This window comes from Marinobacter daepoensis DSM 16072 (assembly GCF_000421165.1).
Lineage (GTDB): Bacteria > Pseudomonadota > Gammaproteobacteria > Pseudomonadales > Oleiphilaceae > Marinobacter > Marinobacter daepoensis.
Window position 1 is genome coordinate 687,965 of the sequence record NZ_ATWI01000009.1, and the last position, 18,695, is coordinate 706,659.

Here is an 18,695-nt window from a genome sequence, read left to right on the forward strand (position 1 = left end):
GATGAAAACCATCAGTCTTCGGCACAATCGACACACACGGTAGTGTAGGGCAACACCTGAAGGCGCCGGGGATCAATCTCGCAGCCACAACGCTCACACTCGTCTCCAACACCCTGAGCAATCCGCTCCAGAGCGTGATCAATCTGCCGAAGTTCCACGCGGGCTTCCTGCTCCAGAGAATCCACGACTTCGTCGTTCTGGGTCTGCGTTGCCTGCTCCTCAAAGTCTTTTTCCAGAGCCCCGGCTTCCCGGCGCTGGTGTGCCCGGTAGCGGACAAGGCGCGATTCCAGATCTGCCTTCAACGTCTCAAGTTCTGACTGCCGATTTGCCATTGCCTTCCCCCTCACATCGACCACACTTACTCACTATAGACTAAGAGATCTCACAGAGCCGGGCTTGACGCCTGTCAAAATCATGTCACCGGAGGTGAACTAAACTGAGAACTCGGACACCCAAAACAAAGGAGCTGTAAAAATGAATCAGGATCTGATCGAAAAAGCCAATCGCCTGAATGAAACACTGTTTAGCCAGTTCAGCAAAGCCGCCGAAATGCAGATGGATGCCTTTCGTCGCTATGCCGATGTCGCCATGGATCAAGCCAGGAAAGCCTCAGAAGTCCGTGATATTGAAGGGCTGAAAAAGCTGACCACGGAACAGGCCGAGACGCTGAAGTCCCTGAGCGAACAGTTCACGACAGACTGGAAAGCCTGGCAGGACTACTTCACGGAAACCCGCACCCAGGTACAAAGTGTTTTTGAGCAGAACCCTGCTGACTCCACAGATGAAAAAGCACCCACAGGCCCGGAACCCAAAGCCTGACGGAGCATAACCACAATGGCCGGAGTGTTTCATTCCGGCCATTTTCATTGAGAAACAGGAGTTTCCCATGTTTGGTCTGGAGTTCATCAGCAAAACGGCAAGTCAGCTCGTCAACCGTTTCGAAACAAACGTTCGTCAGGGCCAGCAGCAACTTGAGAAATGGCTGGGCGACACCGGGCTGATAGACGACACCAAAATATCCACCCTGAGTGAAATCTCGGACGCTTACCGGGCCATGGCGGAAGACCTGTTCCTCCATCCCCTGAGGTTTGTCAGCGCGGAACTGGACCTGACCCGGAAACATCTGGGGCTGGCACGCTATACCTTCATCAGACTTTCAGGGAAACCCACCGACCCCATTGCCGTGCCAGACCCAGACGACCGCCGGTTTCTGGCCGAAGACTGGCACAAACACCTATCTTTCGATGTGCTCCAGCAAGCGTACCTGATCAACTCAAGGGCATTTCTCAACTGGGTTGAAGGGATGGAAGGGTTACCGGGGCCTGGCCGGGACCAGTTGCTGTTCTATGCCCGCCAGCTCACCAGTGCACTCTCTCCGTCCAACTACCCGTTAACAAACCCGGAAGTCCTGAGGATCACCTGGGAACGCAAAGGCATGAATCTGGTGGATGGCGCCCGAAACCTCGCGGAAGATGTACGCCAGAACCCCAACCTGTTCAATGTCGGCATGACCGACCGATCGGCTTTCGAGGTCGGTGTCAATCTGGCAACCACCCCAGGCCAAGTGGTGTATCAGAACGAACTGATGCAGCTTATCCAGTACAACCCGACAACCGACACCGTCGCCAGGCGACCAGTACTGATTGTTCCCCCCTGGATCAACAAGTTCTACATCCTGGACCTGACCGAGCGTAACTCCTTCATTCGCTGGCTGGTGGATCAGGGCCAGACCGTTTTTGTCGTGTCCTGGCGTAACCCCGGCCCGGCACAGCGGGACAAAGGCTGGGATGACTATATGATGCTGGGCCCTCTGGCCGCTGCCGACGCGGTGACCGAAGCAACCGGCGAGCAACAGATGAACGCCATCGGTTATTGCATCGGCGGCACCCTGCTGGGAACCACCATGGCGTGGCTCGAAAAGAGAAAACGCCAGCCGTTTACAAGCACCACCTACCTCACCACCCTGCTCGACTTTTCCGACCCCGGCGGCATCGGGGTGTTCATCAACGATCATTCCATCCGCGGTATCGAGCGAACCATGGCGAGGAAAGGCTACCTCGACGGACGAGCCATGGCATTTACATTCAACCTGTTAAGGGAAAACGATCTGTTCTGGTCCTACTGGACCAACAATTATCTCAAGGGCCTGAAACCCAAGGCCTTTGATCTGCTTTACTGGAATACGGACGGCACCAACCTGCCCGCTCGTATGCACAGTTACTACCTCCGGGAAATGTATCTGCACAACCGTCTGGTGGAACCGGATGCGCTAACCATCGCAGGCGAATCCATCAATCTGTCACAGATAACCGTGCCATCGTTCTTTTTGTCGGCAAGACAGGATCATATAGCGAAGTGGAAAACCACCTACAAGGGTGCCAGTGTGTACGGAGGCGACGTGCGCTTTGTTCTGTCTGGCTCCGGCCACATAGCCGGCGTCATCAACCCGCCTTACAAAGAGAAGTACGGCTACTGGACCAATGACCAGCCAGCTAACGAGCCTGATGCCTGGTTCGACCAGGCTGAACACCATCCTGGCTCCTGGTGGCCACACTGGCGCCGCTGGCTGGCCACACACGAGGGAGAACAGGTCAAGCCGCGTATACCCGGCGACCATAATCTTGAGGTTATTGAAGAAGCACCTGGCAGCTATGTGAAAATCAAGGCAGCGGAAGCCGGTCGTTGCTAAACTACACCAAAAGATGATCGGTCATTCATTTATTCTGTGCCGTCATCCGGCAACCGATCACAATCGACAGGAGTGCCGATGGGGCAACCGCTTCCGATATCACGCATCATGCACACCGGCGTTCTGCTTCAGTGTGAACCCGAAACCAGCGTCGCAGATGCCGCTGCGCGAATGTCGGAAAACTCCGTCAGCTCCATTCTGATTGCCGACCGGGGGCAGGTTGTCGGGATATGGACGGAACACGATGCCCTGGCCATCGACTTTGCCGATCCTGCCAAGTTCCGGCAACCGGTGAGCATGGTCATGAGCTCCCCCGTTCTGTCACTGCCCGATACTCTGGATGCGGGTGAAGCGGCCGTTCGTTTACGCGATACCGGTAAGCGACACTTTCTGGTCACCAACGCCGAGGGGCAACCCGTCGGCATCCTCTCTCAGACGGATCTGGCACTGAATCAGGGGCTGGAACCCTATCTCCGCCTGCGCGAAGTCAGGGCTGCCATTCCCCGCCCACCACTGATGGTCCGAGGCGATCAGTCGCTGGCAGAGGTGGCAAGCTACATGCACCGCTACCCGGCTGACGCTGTGGTCGTTGACTGCCAGGAAGACGGCCTTGGAATACTCACCGAACGCGACATGGTCCGGTTCATTGCCCGCCGCACCAGCAATACGCTGGTCAGAGAACTTGCCACACGCCCCTTGCTGACCGTCAACGAAGACGACCCGCTGATCTACGCTCGGGACCAATTGATCAACAACCGTATACGGCATCTGGCGGTTGTCAATCCTCTGGGCGAAGTCACCGGGCTGATTGGCTACCACGATATGCTCGCAGGCGCTGAGCAGATGTATCTGGACGACCTCCGGGAAGCTCTGGAACAACGGGACAGGGCCCTCGCCAAGTCCCGGCGCACCCTGCAACTTGCAGAAAGAGTCATTGAATCATCGTTTGAAGGCATCATGGTGACCGACAAGGACGTGCGCATTGAATTCGTCAACCCGGCCTTCACCCAGTTGACTGGCTACGCACCGGAGGAGGTGATTGGACGCTCACCGGAACTGCTGTCTTCGGGTCGCCATGATCATGACTTCTACAAGCGCATGTGGCACTCATTGCAGGCGCATGGATACTGGCGTGGCGAAATCTGGAACCGACGCAAGACCGGAGAGGTCTATCTCGAACTGCTTACCATTACCGACGACAATGGTAAAACCAGCCATTACGCGGGGCTGTTTACCGACATAACCCAGAACCGCAAGAACGAAGAGCAGATCCGGCAGCTCGCCTATTACGACGCTCTGACTGGCGTGCCAAATCGCAGACTGCTGGAGGATCGCCTGGATCACGCCATCCGCCACGCCCACCGCAAAGAGATGCTGCTGGCTGTTATGTTTCTGGATCTGGACCGCTTCAAGGAAGTAAATGATACCCTCGGTCATGCGATCGGAGATGACCTGCTCCTTCAGTTTACAGACAGAATGAAGAGCTGCCTGCGCGAGGACGATACCCTGGCACGACTGGGTGGCGACGAGTTCATCGTGTTGCTTCCGGAAGTGGAACAGTTGGCCGCTGTAACCCTCGTTGCGAATCGCCTGATTGCCGTTAACCAGTCACCCTATCAGGTTCAGGGCAATAGCATCACGATTGGTGCCAGCATCGGCATCAGCCTCTACCCCGCAGACGGCACCACCGTTCAGGAATTGATCAACGGTGCCGATGTCGCCATGTACCGGGCCAAACGGAATGGACGTAACCACTACCATCTGTTCAACCCCGAGGCGATCGAACGTGTGTGAGCACGACAATCTGAGAATCCAGGTTGCCTGCGCTTACCTTTCCTGACCGGGATCACACCCTACAAATTGTTACGTCAAATTCCACTTTAGTCCCATTGTTGGCTCGCGGACTCAGGCGGAAACTGGTTCATTATGCAAACGAAAAACAAAAACAACCCGAATACCGGGAATACCTATTCTGGAGGCCAACCGCAATGAAGCTCAGAACACTCCTGCTCTCAGCAATGATCCTGCTGACTGGCAGCGCCATGGTGTCTGCCGAAGCGCTGAAACTCGGACTCAACTACCCACAAACCGGACGTTACAAGGACCAGGGGTTGCAACAGCGGCTTGGTGCGTACCTGGCGGTTGATGAGATCAACCAGGCAGGCGGCGTGATGGGCCAACCGCTTGAGCTGGTTATCCGAAACACTCGGGGCGAGCCCGAACAGGGCGCCAAAAACACCGCTGAACTGATTGACCGAGAGCGGGTTCGCATGGTCTTTGGTGGGGTTTCCAGTGCCGTCGCTATCGCCTCTGGCAAAGCAGCCCGGGATCGTGACCGGCTTTACTTCGGCACACTGACGTATTCCAACGCCACCACAGGCAGCGAAGGACACCGTTACATGTTCCGGGAGTCCACCAACGCCTGGATGACCGCCAAAGCCCTCAGCCAATACCTGAACCGTCACCACGCCGACGAGAAGTTTTTCTACATTACGTCCGACTATACCTGGGGCTGGTCTGTCGAGGAATCGGTACGCAAATTCTCCAACACCGGGGATAAAAATCAGCACGCCGGGGTAAAAACCCCGTTCCCGAGAGCCCTGATTTCAGACTTCCGTTCGGCTCTGGAGCAAGCCCAGGCCAGTGAAGCCAAAGTGCTGATGCTGGTTCTCTTTGGTGATGACATGGTCCGCGCCCTCAACATTGCCCACGAAATGGGGCTGACCCAGAGCATGCAGATTGTCGTTCCGAATCTGACTCTGGGCATGGCCCGTCAGGTAGGTCCAAGCATCATGGAAGGAGTTGTCGGGGCAGCTCCATGGGTATGGAACCTGCCCTACGAGAATAACTACCCGCGCGGCAAGGCGTTTGTTGAAGCCTTTTCAGACCGCTACGAGATGAGGCCGTCATCTTCAGCGGCATCCGCCTACAGCATCGTTTACCAATATAAAGAAGCCGTTGAACGAGCAGGAACCACCAACACAAACGCTGTCATCAGGGAGCTTGAAGACCACCGCTACAGCCTGCTCAAGGATGAACAATACTGGCGGGCCTTCGATCACCAGAATGTTCAGACCGTATACGTGGTTCGAATCAAACCCCGGGAGACCGTGGTCGCTGACGAGTTCAGTTCCGACTATTTTGAAATCATCGACTTTCTCCCGGGAGATGACGCTGCACAAACCCGCGCAGAATGGGAGCAACGTCGACAGGAAGCGGGCAAGCCCCCCCGTCTTTGAGCGGACCGCTTTACCATTCATGGCAGTTTCCTGATAATCGACCGGGTATTCGGATTTACCGGCGACGATCAGGAGTATTCTGCCAGTGGTCAATCACAACGGACTGGTTACAGGTACAGCCCCCCTTCCACCAGAACAATGCGATCTTCTGGTGGTGGGAGGCGGTGTAAACGGAGCAGGCATTGCCATGGATGCCGCAGGCCGGGGGCTGCGGGTGGTTCTCTGTGAGATGAACGACCTGGCCTCCGCCACGTCCTCCAGCAGCAGCAAACTGATCCATGGCGGCCTGCGGTATCTGGAGCATTATGAATTCCGCCTGGTCCGGGAAGCGCTTGGAGAGCGTGAAGCCTTGCTTCGGAACGCCCCCCACATTATGTGGCCGATGCGCTTCCGACTTCCCCATCAGCCCCACCTTCGGCCAGCCTGGATGATCCGAACCGGGTTGTTCCTGTACGACCATCTCGCCAAGCGCGAATTGCTCCCCGGCTCTCGCTCAATTACCTTTGGCCAGGAATCGCCGCTAAAACCAGATATCACCCGGGGGTTCGAGTACTCGGATGGGTGGGTGGACGATGCCCGCCTGGTCGTTCTGTCAGCTCGTAAAGCGGCTGAGAAAGGCGCCTCAATCCTCACCCGAACCCGGTGCGTACACGCCGAACGTCGCGACGGCAAGTGGCACGCAGTGCTTCACGACCGCGGTCGGGACCGGCAATACAACGTACGGGCTAAAGTGATTGTCAATGCTACCGGCCCGTGGGTCAGCAGTCTGTTCGGTGACAGCCTGGCCATGCCAGCCCCAAAGCAGATCCGCATGGTCAAAGGCAGTCACATTGTGGTGCCCAGGCTCAATCAGGATACCGAAGCCTACATTCTCCAGAATCAGGACGAGCGGATTGTCTTCGTCATCCCCTACGAAGACCGTTTCTCGCTGATTGGCACTACCGACGTCGACTACGTCGGCGACCCGTCACAGGCGAGCATATCGCCCGGGGAGACCGAATACCTGCTCTCCATCGTCAACCAGTATTTCCAGCGTCAACTCTCCGCCGCCGATGTTGTCTGGAGCTATTCCGGCGTTCGTCCCTTAATGGATGACGAAGGGGGCTCAGCCCAGTCCGCCTCGCGGGACTATGCGTTCGAGGTTGACGATCAGGATGGGCAACCGCCGTTGATTTCCGTCTTTGGCGGAAAGATCACCACGTATCGCAAACTCGCCGAAGCCGTCACCGATCAGGTCAGCCTGTATTTCCCCGGTGCAGGCCGATCGTGGACCCGGACAGCAGCTCTGCCCGGTGGCGATTTTGATACCCAGGAACAACTGGCCACAGAGCTGGCAACCGATTACCCCTGGCTGGACAGTGCCGTCATTCAGCGTTTCGTGCGGAGTTATGGTACGGCCAGTTATCAGGTTCTGGAGGGGTGCCACAGTATGGATGACCTCGGCCACTGGTACACCGAAACACTGTCCAGACGCGAGGTCGACTATCTCATGTCTCATGAATGGGCCATGACGCCGGAAGACCTGCTCTGGCGAAGAACCAAACAAGGACTTTACATTTCCCGGGAGCAACACCAGGCACTGGCGGATTACATGGGCCAATGACCCAGTCTTAGCCAAGAACCTCCCCTACCCGGGCCTGAAGTGCAGGCACCACATCCTGTTCAAACCAGGGGTTCCTGCGAAGCCAGAGATTATTCCTCGGGCTCGGGTGAGGCATCGGGATGATGAAAGGCCAGAATTGTCGCCAGCTTCGCACATTATCTGTCACCGCCTGCGGAGCCCCCGGCAGATGCCAGGCATGGGCGTACTGACCAATCACAAGTGTGAGCTGGATATCCCGCAACTGGTCCAGCAGCCGCTGACGCCAGGCCGGTGCGCACTCCGGCCTGGGAGGGAGGTCCCCGGACTTGCCCGTTCCCGGATAACAGAACCCCATCGGCAGGATGGCCAGCTTTTGCTCATCGTAAAAGACATCCCGGCTGACCCCCATCCATTGACGCAGACGGTCTCCGCTTGGATCATTAAACGGCAGGCCGGTTTCGTGAACACGGCGGCCCGGAGCCTGCCCGACAACCAGAATCTTTGACGATTCGCTGAGCTGAATGACAGGCCTGGGGGCATGTGGTAATACCCCGACACAGATCTGACAGGCCCGCACCTGACGGATCAGCTCGTCGAATGGAAGATCCATTTTCCCTCCCCCCTCACACTTCGTCATTACGCAGTGCTTCGGCCGCACCCCGCAGCCCGGTATAGGCATCTGTCACCACATAGACTGGCGTAGATTCCATCAGCGAGCGCATCCGCCCTTTGTCCTCAAAACCATCACGAAACCGGCTGTTCAGCAGGAAATCCAGTATGCCCGGTAAAATTCCCCCGCAAAGGTAGACTCCACCATAGCTGCCCTGCGTCAGAACTGCGTTACCGGCTGTCCGCCCAAGGATCTCGCAAAAATGTTGCAGGGCGTCCATCGCCAGCGCATCCGATCCTCTCAAGGCCGCCGAGGTGATCTCTTCCGGCGTGGAGAAACGCACACTCACCCGTTGCACCTGACTCTGAGCCCTATATAAATTAACCAGCCCTGGCCCGGACAGTATCCGCTCAACCGATACCCGCCCAAACTGCTCCCGCAAAAGGCGATGCACCTCAACGTCCAACTCCGTGGTGGGAGCATAATCCACATGACCACCTTCGGTGGCCAGGGGCACCCACCCCTTCCGCGTTGGCACCAGAGCGCCAACCCCAAGCCCCGTGCCAGGCCCCATCACCAAACGCGGACTGGTGGGATCTCCCGGGCCACCACAAACATGCACCAGGCAAGCCTCAGGTACACGGATCGTCCCCAGGGCCATCGCGCTGAAGTCATTGATTAATTTGCAGGCGGACCAGCCAAACTGCTCCTGTAGCTGCTTCGGGTAAATACACCAGGGATTGTTGGTCATCTTTACCCTGGCCCCCCGGACCGGACAGGCAACCGCCAGGCATGCCTGCCCCACCGAATCCACCCCCACACGTTCCAGATAGTCAGCCACCGCCTGTTCGGGGTGGTCATAATGCCGGCATGGGAGTACCTCGATGGCCCGCAGTTGCCCCCCCTCCTCATCCACCAGAGCAAACCGGGCATGAGTGCCACCGATATCAGCAACCAGTGACGCGCACTTCGTACTCATGCGTCGTGCGCCCAGAACACACTTGCACCTTCTTCCGGGGTGCTGGCTGCCCGCCGGAACCACCCGAATAGCTCACGCCCATACCCGAACTCGCTTCCTGAGTGGTCAACCCTCGCCGGAGAACGCGCCGACAGTTCGTGATCCGGCAGCTCTACACGCAGCACCCCGTTCAAGGCATCCAGTACAAGAGGATCGCCATTCTGAACCCGGGCCAGAGGCCCGCCATCCAGAGCCTCCGGGTAAACGTGAATCGCTGCAGGTACTTTGCCCGAGGCGCCTGACATCCGGCCATCGGTAACCAGCCCGACCTTGTATCCTCTATCCTGCAACACCCCCAGATACGGCGTCAGCTTGTGCAGCTCGGGCATGCCATTGGCTCTGGGCCCCTGAAAGCGCACGACAACAATACAATCACGGTCCAGATTCCCCGCCTCGAAAGCCGCTTTGAGCTCATCCTGGTCATTGAACACCACCGCTGGCGCCTTGATGACGTGGTGCGCTTTCGCCACCGCAGACACTTTGATAACCCCTCGCCCAAGGTTGCCGTCCAGAACTTTCAGCCCGCCATTCGGAGCAAATGGCTCAGAAATACTGGCGAGCACCTCCGGCCGGGCACTTTTCGCCACTGCCGGGCTCCAGGTAAGGCGCCCATCGTCGATCTGAGGCATGCGCGTGTACTGATCCAGCCCGTACCCCATCACCGTCCGGACATCATTGTGCAGGTATCCCCCCGAAAGCAGTTCCCGGATCAGGAAAGGCGTCCCGCCCGCGTCGTGGAAGGCATTCACATCCTCCTGTCCGTTTGGGTAGATCCGGGTCATGGAGGGGACGACCGCGGAAAGCTCGGAATAATCATCCCAGTCAATAATGACACCAGCCGCACGTGCAATCGCAATCCAGTGGATGGTGTGATTGGTGGAACCGCCGGTTGCCAGCAGCGCCACCAGCCCATTGACAATCGCTTTCTCATCTACCATGTCCCCCAGCCCCACGGTGCCTCCATGAGTGCTGGACAAGCGGATGACCTGCTCTGTTGCCGCCTGGGTCAGGGCCTCCCTGAGCGCGGTGCCCGGGTTCACGAATGCGGCCCCCGGCACATGCAGCCCCATCACCTCCACAAGCAACTGATTGCTGTTGGCGGTGCCGTAAAAGGTGCAGGTGCCCGGGCTGTGGTATGAACGGCTTTCCGCGTCCAGAAGTTCCTCTCTGCCAATTTTCCCTTCAGCATACAGCTGACGAACCCGCTGCTTTTCCTTGTTGGGCAACCCGGTACGCATGGGCCCTGCGGGTATCAGGATCGCTGGCAAATGCCCGAAACTCAAAGCTCCGATCAGAAGTCCGGGGACAATCTTGTCGCAGATGCCAAGCAACACCGTGGCATCAAACATATTATGGCTGAGCGCAACCGCTGTGCTCATGGCAATGGTATCCCGGGAAACCAGGCTCAGTTCCATCCCAGGCTGGCCCTGAGTCACACCATCACACATAGCGGGTGTACCACCGGCAACCTGAGCGACAGCCCCCATCCCGTGTGCCGCTTTGCGTATGACGTCCGGAAACGTCTCATACGGCTGATGGGCGGAAAGCATCTCGTTGTATGCCGTCACAATCGCAACATTGGCCTTGTTCATAAACTTGAGAGTATCTTTGTCCCCCTGACTGCAAGCGGCCATACCATGGGCCAGATTGCCACAGGACAAAGCGCTGCGCTGGGGTGAGCGCTGTTTCAGATCCGCCATGCGCTCCAGGTAGGCCGATCGCGTCGGGCGACTGCGCTCGACGATTCGCTGAGTGACCTTTTGTATCGATGGGTGCATCAAATCACCTCCTTGAGAAGCTGCGGCGCCCCGCTGCCCATGAAAGAATAATCACATCATTTTCCCGCCCCAAAAACTCAAAAGGGGTTCTTTTTTTGTAAAAATTACTACATCATACTCCGCAACACTAATATCACGGCACGCCATACGCTCATCGTGGCCTTGTCACGCTATAGTCACGGCCTGCTAAGATACTGATAGCCATTTCCTACTGACCGCTGGCCCGGGCCATGCCCGCGCAACCCGAGGCCCGCACACATACCTAAAGGACACCTCTATGCTCAGGCGCACAAAAATTGTCGCCACACTTGGCCCCGCAACAGATACTCCCGAATCACTCGCGGCCATTATCAAGGCAGGCGTTGATGTCACCCGCCTTAACTTCTCACACGGCAGCGCCCAGGAACATACCACCAGAGCCAACCAGGTTCGAGCGGCGGCCGCCGCCGAAGGACGCTTCGTCGCCATACTGGCCGACCTTCAGGGGCCCAAGCTACGCATTGCCCGCTTCGCAGAAAACAAGGTCTTCCTTGAGGCCGGTCAAACGTTTGTCCTTGATGCCAGTATGGACAAAAACGCCGGCACCGCCGAACGCGTGGGGATTGATTACGAACAATTGATTGATGACGTTTCCCACGGAGACATCCTCGTACTCGACGATGGCCGTATCGAAATGAAAGTGACCGCCGTCGACCAGAACAGCATTACATCTACGGTGCTCATTGGAGGCCCGCTTTCCAACAACAAGGGGCTCAACAAGCGGGGTGGCGGCCTTTCAGCAGAAGCCCTGACCGAGAAAGACAAACAGGACATCGTGACAGCCGCCAGACTGGGTGCGGATTATGTCGCGGTATCGTTTGTGCGCACGGCTGAAGATATGCACACCGCTCGCAGACTGCTGAGCGAGGCGGGCTCCGAGGCCGGCCTCGTGGCCAAGATTGAACGGGCCGAACTTGCCCATGATGACCAGGCGCTGGACGAAGTCATCCTGGCGTCTGACGCGGTGATGGTTGCCCGTGGTGATCTGGCCGTTGAAATCGGCGATGCCGAGCTGGTGGCCGTGCAGAAACACATCATCGCCCGGGCCCGGGTACTGAACAGGGCCGTGATCACAGCCACCCAAATGATGGAATCAATGATCACCAATCCCATGCCGACGCGCGCGGAAGTGTCAGACGTTGCCAACGCGGTGATGGACTATACCGACGCTGTCATGCTGTCGGCGGAAACAGCCGTTGGAGACTACCCCACGGAAGCCGTCGAGGCCATGGTGCGCATTTGCCTGGGCGCCGAGCGCCATCCCTCCATGCACCAGTCCAAACACCGGATTCACGAAAGCATGGAGCGGGTAGACGAAGCCATCGCTCTGTCGGCCATGTATGCAGCTAACCACCTGGAGGGTGTCCGGGCGATTATCTGCATGACCGAAACCGGGGCAACCCCCCGACTGATGTCCCGAATCAAATCCAGCCTTCCAATCTTTGCCCTATCACGCCATCACTCCACACAGCACCGGGTGGTCCTGTTCCGCGGCGTACAGACCATTCCTTTTGACTCGGCGCGGATTGCCAACGAGCAGACCAACGCCGAGGCAGTGGCAGAACTGCAACGGCAGGGCGTTGTCGCAGATGGCGACCTGGTCGTCATCACCAAAGGCGATTATGTGAATGCCCAGGGTGGCACCAATACCATGAAAATCGTGCGCGTGGGCGGCGACATCCGATAACGTCTGACTTGCCTCAGCGATCTGAACAGCAGCCATGCTGCCAACCTGACAAGCCCGCCGCAACGGCGGGTTTTGTTTGTCAGAGATCAGCTAAACTCCCCCGGACAAGATCCGACACGGCATTCCAGTCCCGCCGGGCCACAAGCTCCGCCGGTGTCAGCCAGGACCCACCCACCGCACGAACGTTGGGGAGCGCCAGATAATCGCTGGCTGTGTGCCGGGTAACACCTCCGGTTGGGCAAAACACCACGTCCGGAAATGGCCCCCGGAAGGCCTTGAGCGCAGCCACACCGCCAGCCACAGCGGCAGGAAAGAACTTGAACGCCCGGTACCCAAGGGCATACCCCATCATCAACTCAGAAGCCGTCGACACCCCCGGCAGCAAAGGCGCCTGAGCATTCACACCGTACTCGAGAATGGCTTCGGTCACACCCGGCGTGATCACAAACTGCGCCCCGGCAGACTCCACCTGTCGATACTGCGCAACACTGGTAACCGTACCGGCTCCGACCCAGGCTTCGGGGATGGCTTCCCTCACCGCCTCAATCGCCCGCAGACCATGCTCGGTACGCAACGTAATCTCCAGCACCCGAACACCACCGGCCACCAACGCCCGACAAAGCGGGAGGGCGTCATCCGGGCTACGGATGGCAATAACCGGTATCAGCGCTGAGGCAGACAGAAGCGCACTCGCCTGCTCACGATAGGCGTCAGACAATGTATTCATGATGGCCTCCCTCATTCATCAGGCGTAAAAGCGTTTGTTTGGGCATAGTGACTCAAGGGCTCCAAAACACCTCAAGCCCGGGCTTGAGAAATGCCCGCACCGGCATCGCAAGCTCATTGGGCAAATCGGAGCAGGCTTCGCGAAGCGTTCCCAGCTTATCGTCTCCCCGCAGATGCAAAGCGGTATAGCGCGCGCGCGCCAACACCGACCTGGTCAGGGTAATCCGCCGGTTCGGCTGCGATGCAGGGCTCATAGCCACAACCAATGCGTCATTCTCCGGCGCCATGGCTGACGGCAATTCAGACGCATCGGGAAACAGAGAAGCCGTATGGCCATCGTTCCCCATACCCAGAACAACCACGTCCAAGGGCAACACCAGTTCAGACAATTGCTCATGAACAGCTTTCAGCCCCTGATCCGGGGTTTCCGCCGACACTTTCAGGGGCAGATAACGCGCTTCAGCCGCATTTCCAACCAGAAGGTGTCGTTTTACCAGAGCGGTGTTGCTGGCAGCATCGTCTTCCGGGACCCAGCGCTCGTCAGCCAACAGAACGGTCACACGCTTCCAGTCCAGCGAATGCCCGGACAGCGCCCGAAAGAACGGCAATGGCGTTGACCCACCTGAAACCACCAGGCTCGCTCCGGCAGAATGCGCCAACCTGCGGGCCAGAACCGCGGCGACCCGGGCCGCCAGAGCACGGGCAACCTGTTCCGCACTGCGGTCAACATGAAGGCTCACACCGTCTGGCAACGGCAGGTCAGGCATCTTCATACCAACTCCGTCCATCCCGGGTAATCATCGCGATTGAGGCAACAGGCCCCCAGGTACCTGATGCATAACGTTTCGGGGGCTCACCGCTGTCTTTCCAGTTGCCGATAATCTGGTCAACCCAGCGCCAGGCATACTCAACCTCATCCCGACGGACAAACAGGTACTGATTCCCCCTCATCACTTCCCACAAGAGTCGCTCATAGGCATCGGGAATTCGCTCAGCTTCAAATGTCTCCGAAAAGGTCAGCTCCAGCGGCCCCTGACGTAAGCGCATCCCCTTGTCGAGCCCTTGATCCTTCGTGAGGATTTTCAGCTCCATGCCCTCATCCGGCTGCAACCGGATGATCAACTTGTTGTTGGCCAGGTGTTTCTGATCCGGATCAAAAATATAGTGTGGCGCGGGTTTGAAATGGATGATGATCTGCGAGAGTTTCTCTGGCAAACGCTTCCCGGTCCGAATATAAAACGGCACACCAGACCAACGCCAATTATCAATTTCCGCTTTCAAAGCGACAAACGTTTCCGTCGAGCTGCCCCGGTTGGCGCCTTCCTCATCCAGATATCCCGGCACCGGCTTACCATCACTGGTACCGGAGGTGTATTGCCCCCTCACCACATAACGCTCCATGATGTCCGGCGTAATCTGCTTCAACGCTTTGAGAACCTTCACCTTTTCATCGCGGATGCTATCGGCAGAGAGGTCCGCAGGAGGATCCATCGCAATCAGGCACAGCAACTGAAGCAAATGGTTCTGAATCATGTCCCGAATCTGACCAGCCTGGTCAAAGTACCCCCAGCGTCCCTCAATACCCACACTCTCAGCCACCGTAATTTCAACATGAGATATATGGTTCTGATCCCATTGGGAAGCAAACAGGTTGTTGGCAAAGCGCAGTGCTATCAGGTTCTGGACGGTCTCCTTCCCCAGATAATGATCAATCCGGAACAGCTGGCTCTCGCGATAGACCTCGCCCAGCTCATCATTGATCACCTGCGACGAGGCCAGATCATGCCCGATCGGCTTCTCAACCACGACCCGGGTTCTGTCGTTACAGCATCGTGTGGCCTTGAGATTCCTCGCGATGACCCCGTACATAGAAGGAGGTGTCGCCATATAAACAATCAGCTCATTACGGAGCTCATCCCGCCACTCCCTCAGCGCACCGAACCCCTCAGAGTCGGTAAAGTCCAGCAACTGGTAATCCACTCTCTCAAGTAGGGTGCGTGCCACAGCCTCATCAAAGTCTCTGGCTTTAACGTGATCCCTGAGTTTTTCAAACAACCGCTCACGAATTTCCCGGGTATTGGCCCGGGTACGGGCAATCGCCAGAATACGGCTCCCCGGTGCCAGCAACCCAGCCCGCTCCAGCTGATAAAGCGCGGGGAACAACTTGCGTCGAGCCAGATCACCCAAAGCTCCGAACAACATGAGATCACATCGGGTGCCGGTGTTCTTCAACATCGATAACTCCGTTCAGGAAGAGAGCGGCAGCTCGCTTCTCATCGCATTCACAGGTAGTAATCTTAGACAAAAAACCGACCTGCTGCCGGGAAGGCATCACCACAGACGCAGTTTTTGACACTTTAACTACCGCAAAGGTCACCAAAACCCGGTATACTCGCACGGTTCCAGATCAATTAGCACCTAAGAGATGCAGGGAGTATCCACCCATGGCGGTAAGTCACGCTCACCGGGACGAGAATCTGCTGGAAGATATTCAGGCCAGGCTCGACAACCTGAATAAATCTGAACGCAAGGTTGCGGAAGCCATCCTTAAAGACCCCAGCGCCGCAACACGATACAGCATTGCGGCCCTGGCCCGGGCCGCAAACGTCAGTGAGCCAACCGTAAACAGGTTCTGCAGAGGGTTTTCCGCGACCGGGTTTCCTGATTTCAAGATCCGACTGGCCCAGAGTATCGCAACGGGCACTCCCTACGTGGGTCAGGATATCGAACCAGATGACACGGTAACAGAATTTGCTGACAAGATTATGCTCAGCACCATGGCCAATATCGACAAGGCCCGACAGTCGCTGGACCATAAAGCCCTGGCCATCGCGATCGATCACCTGATCCAGGCCAAGCAGATTCACTTCTTTGGTATGGGCGGTTCGGCCTCGGTTGCTCTGGACGCCCAACACAAGTTTTTCCGGTTCAATATTCCGGTTACATCCTACGACGATGCTCTGATGCAACGCATGGTAGCGGCCGGAGCACAGGTGGGCGACGTCATCGTTCTTATCTCTTACACCGGGCGCACCAAAGAAAGCGTCGACATCGCCCGGGTCGCCCGTGAGAACGGCGCCACTGTTATCGGCATCACTAACCCGGAATCCCCCCTCGCAGAATTCTGCACGGTGGTGGTCGGAGTGACAGCACCGGAGGACACCGAAGTCTACATGCCCATGTCATCGCGAATCATTCATCTGACCGTGATTGACGTACTGGCTACCGGGGTAACCCTCAAACGGGGCTCCGATTTCCTGGGGCACCTGAAAAAGATCAAGGAGAGCCTGAAAGCGACCAGATTCCCGAAAGACTGATCGCCCAGGCACAAAAAAAGCCCCCATAAAGGGGGCTTTTTTTGTGCCTGGGCTAAACAACTAGGCAGTATTAATTGCGCTCCACCTCAGCCGTGTTGCGCAGATACTGCTGATAAGCCCCATACTCACGCTGCCCTTCAAGCTGTGCCAGAAAGCGAACAAGCTGCTGATACTCAGCTCCATCCCGATCAAACTCTCCCTCATTAACACTTGTCAGAACAATAACAGCCGCTTCTTCAGCGCCCACTGCACGCCCTACTTCCGGAGTATCGCCCTCCGGACGAGCCATAGAGAAGACACGCTCCACCACAAACGGGCTCATTCCCGCCACGTTGCGCCCCTGGTTCTCAAACTGCTGCCATTCACCGGCACCCAGTTCGTCGATCGCATCACCTGACTCAAGCCGGGCCACCAGCTCGTCCGCACGGTCGCTCAGAGCCTCACGAATTCCCCGGGCTTCCAACAGATCGCGAATCTCCTGTTCGACCTCCGCCAACTCGAGCTGACGGGGCTCATGATGCTCAAGAACGCGGGCCACGACAGAAACGCTGTCACCCACATCAATCAGCTCAGTGTTGTAACCACCCTGCAGCACGTCTTCAGAAAACAACTGGCGTACCAGGCCAGCATGATCAAACGGTGCGGCACCGCCCTCCTGAGCAACACCCTCTACCACCCGAATCTCCAGCCCGAGCTCTTCCGCCGGGCCGGCCAGATCATCCGCAGCATACGCTGCATCGGCCAACTGGGAACGCACTTCTGCAAACCGCTCACTGGCTTTGACTCTGGCAAGTTCGGTCTGCAATTCACCCCTCAGGGATTCCAGAGATGGAACATCCGACCGGCGAACGCCCTCAAGTTTGATCAGGTGAACGCCAAAGGTGGTTTCCACTGGCTCAGATACCTCACCTTCCTCAAGCGCAAACAGGGCCTTTTCAAAAGCTTCATCATAAACACCCCGCCCCGCATAACCCAGGTCACCACCTTCCTGAGCGGAACCGGTGTCAACCGAATACTCCTTCGCGAGATCCGCAAACGACTCACCATCTTCCAGTCGTTGCTTAAGACCCCTCAGCGTTTCCTCTGCGTCGCCACCTGCTTCAATCAGGATATGGGCCGCCCGACGCTCTTCACGGGCATACTCTTCCGCGCGCTCGTCGTAGTATGCGCGTAATTCATCCTCCGTGACTTCGACAGACTCGGCCAGAACGCCCCGCGACAAGGTGATGTAGGCTGCGTCCACCCTCTCAGGCTGCCGAAACTGATCCTGATTGTTCTCGTAGTATGCCTGCACCTCCGCATCGGTGATTTCCACACCGGCCTGAACGCTCGCCGCGTCGAGGGTAAGCACACTGAAATCCCGGGTCTGATTCTGAATGGCCAGAAACTGTGCCGCATTCTCCGGTGCAATGACGCCGGTTTGAGCAACCGTGGCCCGAATCTGATTCACCACGTAGTTCTTGGCCATGCTTGCGCGGAACTCAGCTGAGCCCATGCCGAGACTACGCAACGTTGCAGACATCCGCTCAGGACTGTATCGACCATCCACCTGAAACTGGGGCATCTGCCTGATCAACGCATCAATATCTGCTTCGGTCAGCTCCAGCCCCTGACTCCGAGCATCCTGAGTGAGCACGGCTTCCTGGATCAGCGCATCGAGTACATCCCGACGGACCTGGTCCTCATCCAGCAGGGACGGATCCGGATTGTCCATCTGCATCAGGCGCTGCTGGCTTTCCATCTGTACAGTGCGCAGAAACTCCCGCTCCGTGATGTCCTGACCATTAACCGTAGCCACCTCCGGCTCACCGGTGAAGCCACCAATAATGGCGTCCATTCCCCAGATGGAAAGCGAAATAATCAAAAGGCCAACGATAACCTTGGCGATCGTACTCTGGGCGTTATCCCGAATATCTTGAAGCATGTTGTTCTCGAATCCCTGTTCAAGGTTCTGCTGTTGGTAATGGTGAGGCGAGAGCTGAATGGTTCACCGTTAACATGCAAAAAGGC

General features: G+C 57.3%; 15 protein-coding genes. 7 read left to right on the plus strand and 8 right to left on the minus strand.

Annotation, left to right across the window (positions count from 1 at the left end):
• Positions 1–11 precede the first annotated feature (11 nt).
• Positions 12–332 carry a TraR/DksA family transcriptional regulator gene (locus K325_RS0108710; RefSeq protein WP_029653884.1) on the minus strand — a complete coding sequence of 107 codons (321 nt, stop codon included), beginning with the start codon at positions 330–332 and terminating at the stop codon, positions 12–14.
• A 142-nt stretch (positions 333–474) separates the two neighbouring features.
• Between K325_RS0108710 and K325_RS0108715 the strand changes: the two genes are divergently transcribed.
• The 5 genes from K325_RS0108715 (at position 475) to glpD (ending at position 7,531) form a co-directional block, all read left to right on the plus strand.
• Positions 475–819 carry a phasin family protein gene (locus K325_RS0108715; RefSeq protein WP_029653885.1) on the plus strand — a complete coding sequence of 115 codons (345 nt, stop codon included), beginning with the start codon at positions 475–477 and terminating at the stop codon, positions 817–819.
• A gap of 67 nt (positions 820–886) precedes the next feature.
• Entirely contained in the window at positions 887–2,689 is a 1,803-nt protein-coding gene (locus K325_RS0108720; RefSeq protein WP_029653886.1) for a PHA/PHB synthase family protein, read from the plus strand.
• Positions 2,690–2,767: 78 nt separating this feature from the next.
• A complete protein-coding gene (locus K325_RS0108725; RefSeq protein WP_029653887.1) occupies positions 2,768–4,483 on the plus strand; it encodes a diguanylate cyclase domain-containing protein in 1,716 nt (571 codons plus the stop codon).
• Positions 4,484–4,677: 194 nt separating this feature from the next.
• Positions 4,678–5,928, plus strand: coding sequence for an ABC transporter substrate-binding protein (locus tag K325_RS0108730; protein ID WP_029653888.1), 1,251 nt, complete (start codon positions 4,678–4,680; stop codon positions 5,926–5,928).
• An 85-nt stretch (positions 5,929–6,013) separates the two neighbouring features.
• Complete coding sequence (glpD, locus tag K325_RS0108735; RefSeq protein ID WP_051146602.1) at positions 6,014–7,531, plus strand: glycerol-3-phosphate dehydrogenase; 1,518 nt, start codon at positions 6,014–6,016, stop codon at positions 7,529–7,531.
• A 7-nt stretch (positions 7,532–7,538) separates the two neighbouring features.
• Here glpD and K325_RS0108740 read toward each other — a convergent pair whose 3' ends face one another.
• From K325_RS0108740 to edd, 3 genes are read right to left on the minus strand one after another with little or no spacing between them, the layout of a single operon-like run.
• Complete coding sequence (locus K325_RS0108740) at positions 7,539–8,120, minus strand: uracil-DNA glycosylase family protein (protein ID WP_029653890.1); 582 nt, start codon at positions 8,118–8,120, stop codon at positions 7,539–7,541.
• Between the two features lie 13 nt (positions 8,121–8,133).
• Positions 8,134–9,099 carry a glucokinase gene (glk, locus tag K325_RS0108745; RefSeq protein ID WP_029653891.1) on the minus strand — a complete coding sequence of 322 codons (966 nt, stop codon included), beginning with the start codon at positions 9,097–9,099 and terminating at the stop codon, positions 8,134–8,136.
• Positions 9,096–10,916, minus strand: coding sequence for a phosphogluconate dehydratase (gene edd / locus K325_RS0108750; RefSeq protein ID WP_029653892.1), 1,821 nt, complete (start codon positions 10,914–10,916; stop codon positions 9,096–9,098). Before edd ends, glk begins: the two co-directional genes overlap by 4 nt.
• 277 nt (positions 10,917–11,193) lie before the next feature.
• On the opposite strand from edd, the gene pyk reads away from it, so the two are divergent.
• Positions 11,194–12,642: a pyruvate kinase gene (gene pyk, locus K325_RS0108755; RefSeq protein ID WP_029653893.1), complete on the plus strand. Its 1,449-nt coding sequence runs from the start codon at positions 11,194–11,196 to the stop codon at positions 12,640–12,642.
• A gap of 79 nt (positions 12,643–12,721) precedes the next feature.
• On the opposite strand, the gene eda is transcribed toward pyk, so the two are convergent.
• From eda to zwf, 3 genes are read right to left on the minus strand one after another with little or no spacing between them, the layout of a single operon-like run.
• Positions 12,722–13,369 (minus strand): bifunctional 4-hydroxy-2-oxoglutarate aldolase/2-dehydro-3-deoxy-phosphogluconate aldolase, encoded by a 648-nt coding sequence (eda, locus tag K325_RS0108760; protein WP_029653894.1) that lies wholly within the window; start codon positions 13,367–13,369, stop codon positions 12,722–12,724.
• 52 nt (positions 13,370–13,421) lie between these two features.
• Positions 13,422–14,141 carry a 6-phosphogluconolactonase gene (pgl, locus tag K325_RS0108765; protein WP_029653895.1) on the minus strand — a complete coding sequence of 240 codons (720 nt, stop codon included), beginning with the start codon at positions 14,139–14,141 and terminating at the stop codon, positions 13,422–13,424.
• The gene (gene zwf, locus K325_RS0108770) at positions 14,128–15,603 is read right to left on the minus strand and encodes a glucose-6-phosphate dehydrogenase (RefSeq protein ID WP_029653896.1); all 1,476 of its coding nucleotides are present in this window, start codon (positions 15,601–15,603) and stop codon (positions 14,128–14,130) included. Before zwf ends, pgl begins: the two co-directional genes overlap by 14 nt.
• A 209-nt stretch (positions 15,604–15,812) precedes the next feature.
• On the opposite strand from zwf, the gene K325_RS0108775 reads away from it, so the two are divergent.
• Positions 15,813–16,685, plus strand: coding sequence for a MurR/RpiR family transcriptional regulator (locus K325_RS0108775; RefSeq protein WP_029653897.1), 873 nt, complete (start codon positions 15,813–15,815; stop codon positions 16,683–16,685).
• Positions 16,686–16,755: 70 nt separating this feature from the next.
• Here K325_RS0108775 and K325_RS0108780 read toward each other — a convergent pair whose 3' ends face one another.
• Positions 16,756–18,609, minus strand: coding sequence for a SurA N-terminal domain-containing protein (locus tag K325_RS0108780; protein WP_029653898.1), 1,854 nt, complete (start codon positions 18,607–18,609; stop codon positions 16,756–16,758).
• Between the last annotated feature and the right edge of the window lie 86 nt (positions 18,610–18,695).

Excerpts from the sequence above, each read along its gene's own strand:
- K325_RS0108710 (WP_029653884.1), bottom strand. The coding sequence starts at position 332 with ATGGCAAATCGGCAGTCAGAACTTGAGACGTTGAAGGCAGATCTGGAA.
- K325_RS0108715 (WP_029653885.1), top strand. The coding sequence starts at position 475 with ATGAATCAGGATCTGATCGAAAAAGCCAATCGCCTGAATGAAACACTG.
- K325_RS0108720 (WP_029653886.1), top strand. The coding sequence starts at position 887 with ATGTTTGGTCTGGAGTTCATCAGCAAAACGGCAAGTCAGCTCGTCAAC.
- K325_RS0108725 (WP_029653887.1), top strand. The coding sequence starts at position 2,768 with ATGGGGCAACCGCTTCCGATATCACGCATCATGCACACCGGCGTTCTG.
- K325_RS0108730 (WP_029653888.1), top strand. The coding sequence starts at position 4,678 with ATGAAGCTCAGAACACTCCTGCTCTCAGCAATGATCCTGCTGACTGGC.
- K325_RS0108740 (WP_029653890.1), bottom strand. The coding sequence starts at position 8,120 with ATGGATCTTCCATTCGACGAGCTGATCCGTCAGGTGCGGGCCTGTCAG.
- glk (WP_029653891.1), bottom strand. The coding sequence starts at position 9,099 with ATGAGTACGAAGTGCGCGTCACTGGTTGCTGATATCGGTGGCACTCAT.
- edd (WP_029653892.1), bottom strand. The coding sequence starts at position 10,916 with ATGCACCCATCGATACAAAAGGTCACTCAGCGAATCGTCGAGCGCAGT.
- pyk (WP_029653893.1), top strand. The coding sequence starts at position 11,194 with ATGCTCAGGCGCACAAAAATTGTCGCCACACTTGGCCCCGCAACAGAT.
- eda (WP_029653894.1), bottom strand. The coding sequence starts at position 13,369 with ATGAATACATTGTCTGACGCCTATCGTGAGCAGGCGAGTGCGCTTCTG.
- pgl (WP_029653895.1), bottom strand. The coding sequence starts at position 14,141 with ATGAAGATGCCTGACCTGCCGTTGCCAGACGGTGTGAGCCTTCATGTT.
- zwf (WP_029653896.1), bottom strand. The coding sequence starts at position 15,603 with ATGTTGAAGAACACCGGCACCCGATGTGATCTCATGTTGTTCGGAGCT.
- K325_RS0108775 (WP_029653897.1), top strand. The coding sequence starts at position 15,813 with ATGGCGGTAAGTCACGCTCACCGGGACGAGAATCTGCTGGAAGATATT.
- K325_RS0108780 (WP_029653898.1), bottom strand. The coding sequence starts at position 18,609 with ATGCTTCAAGATATTCGGGATAACGCCCAGAGTACGATCGCCAAGGTT.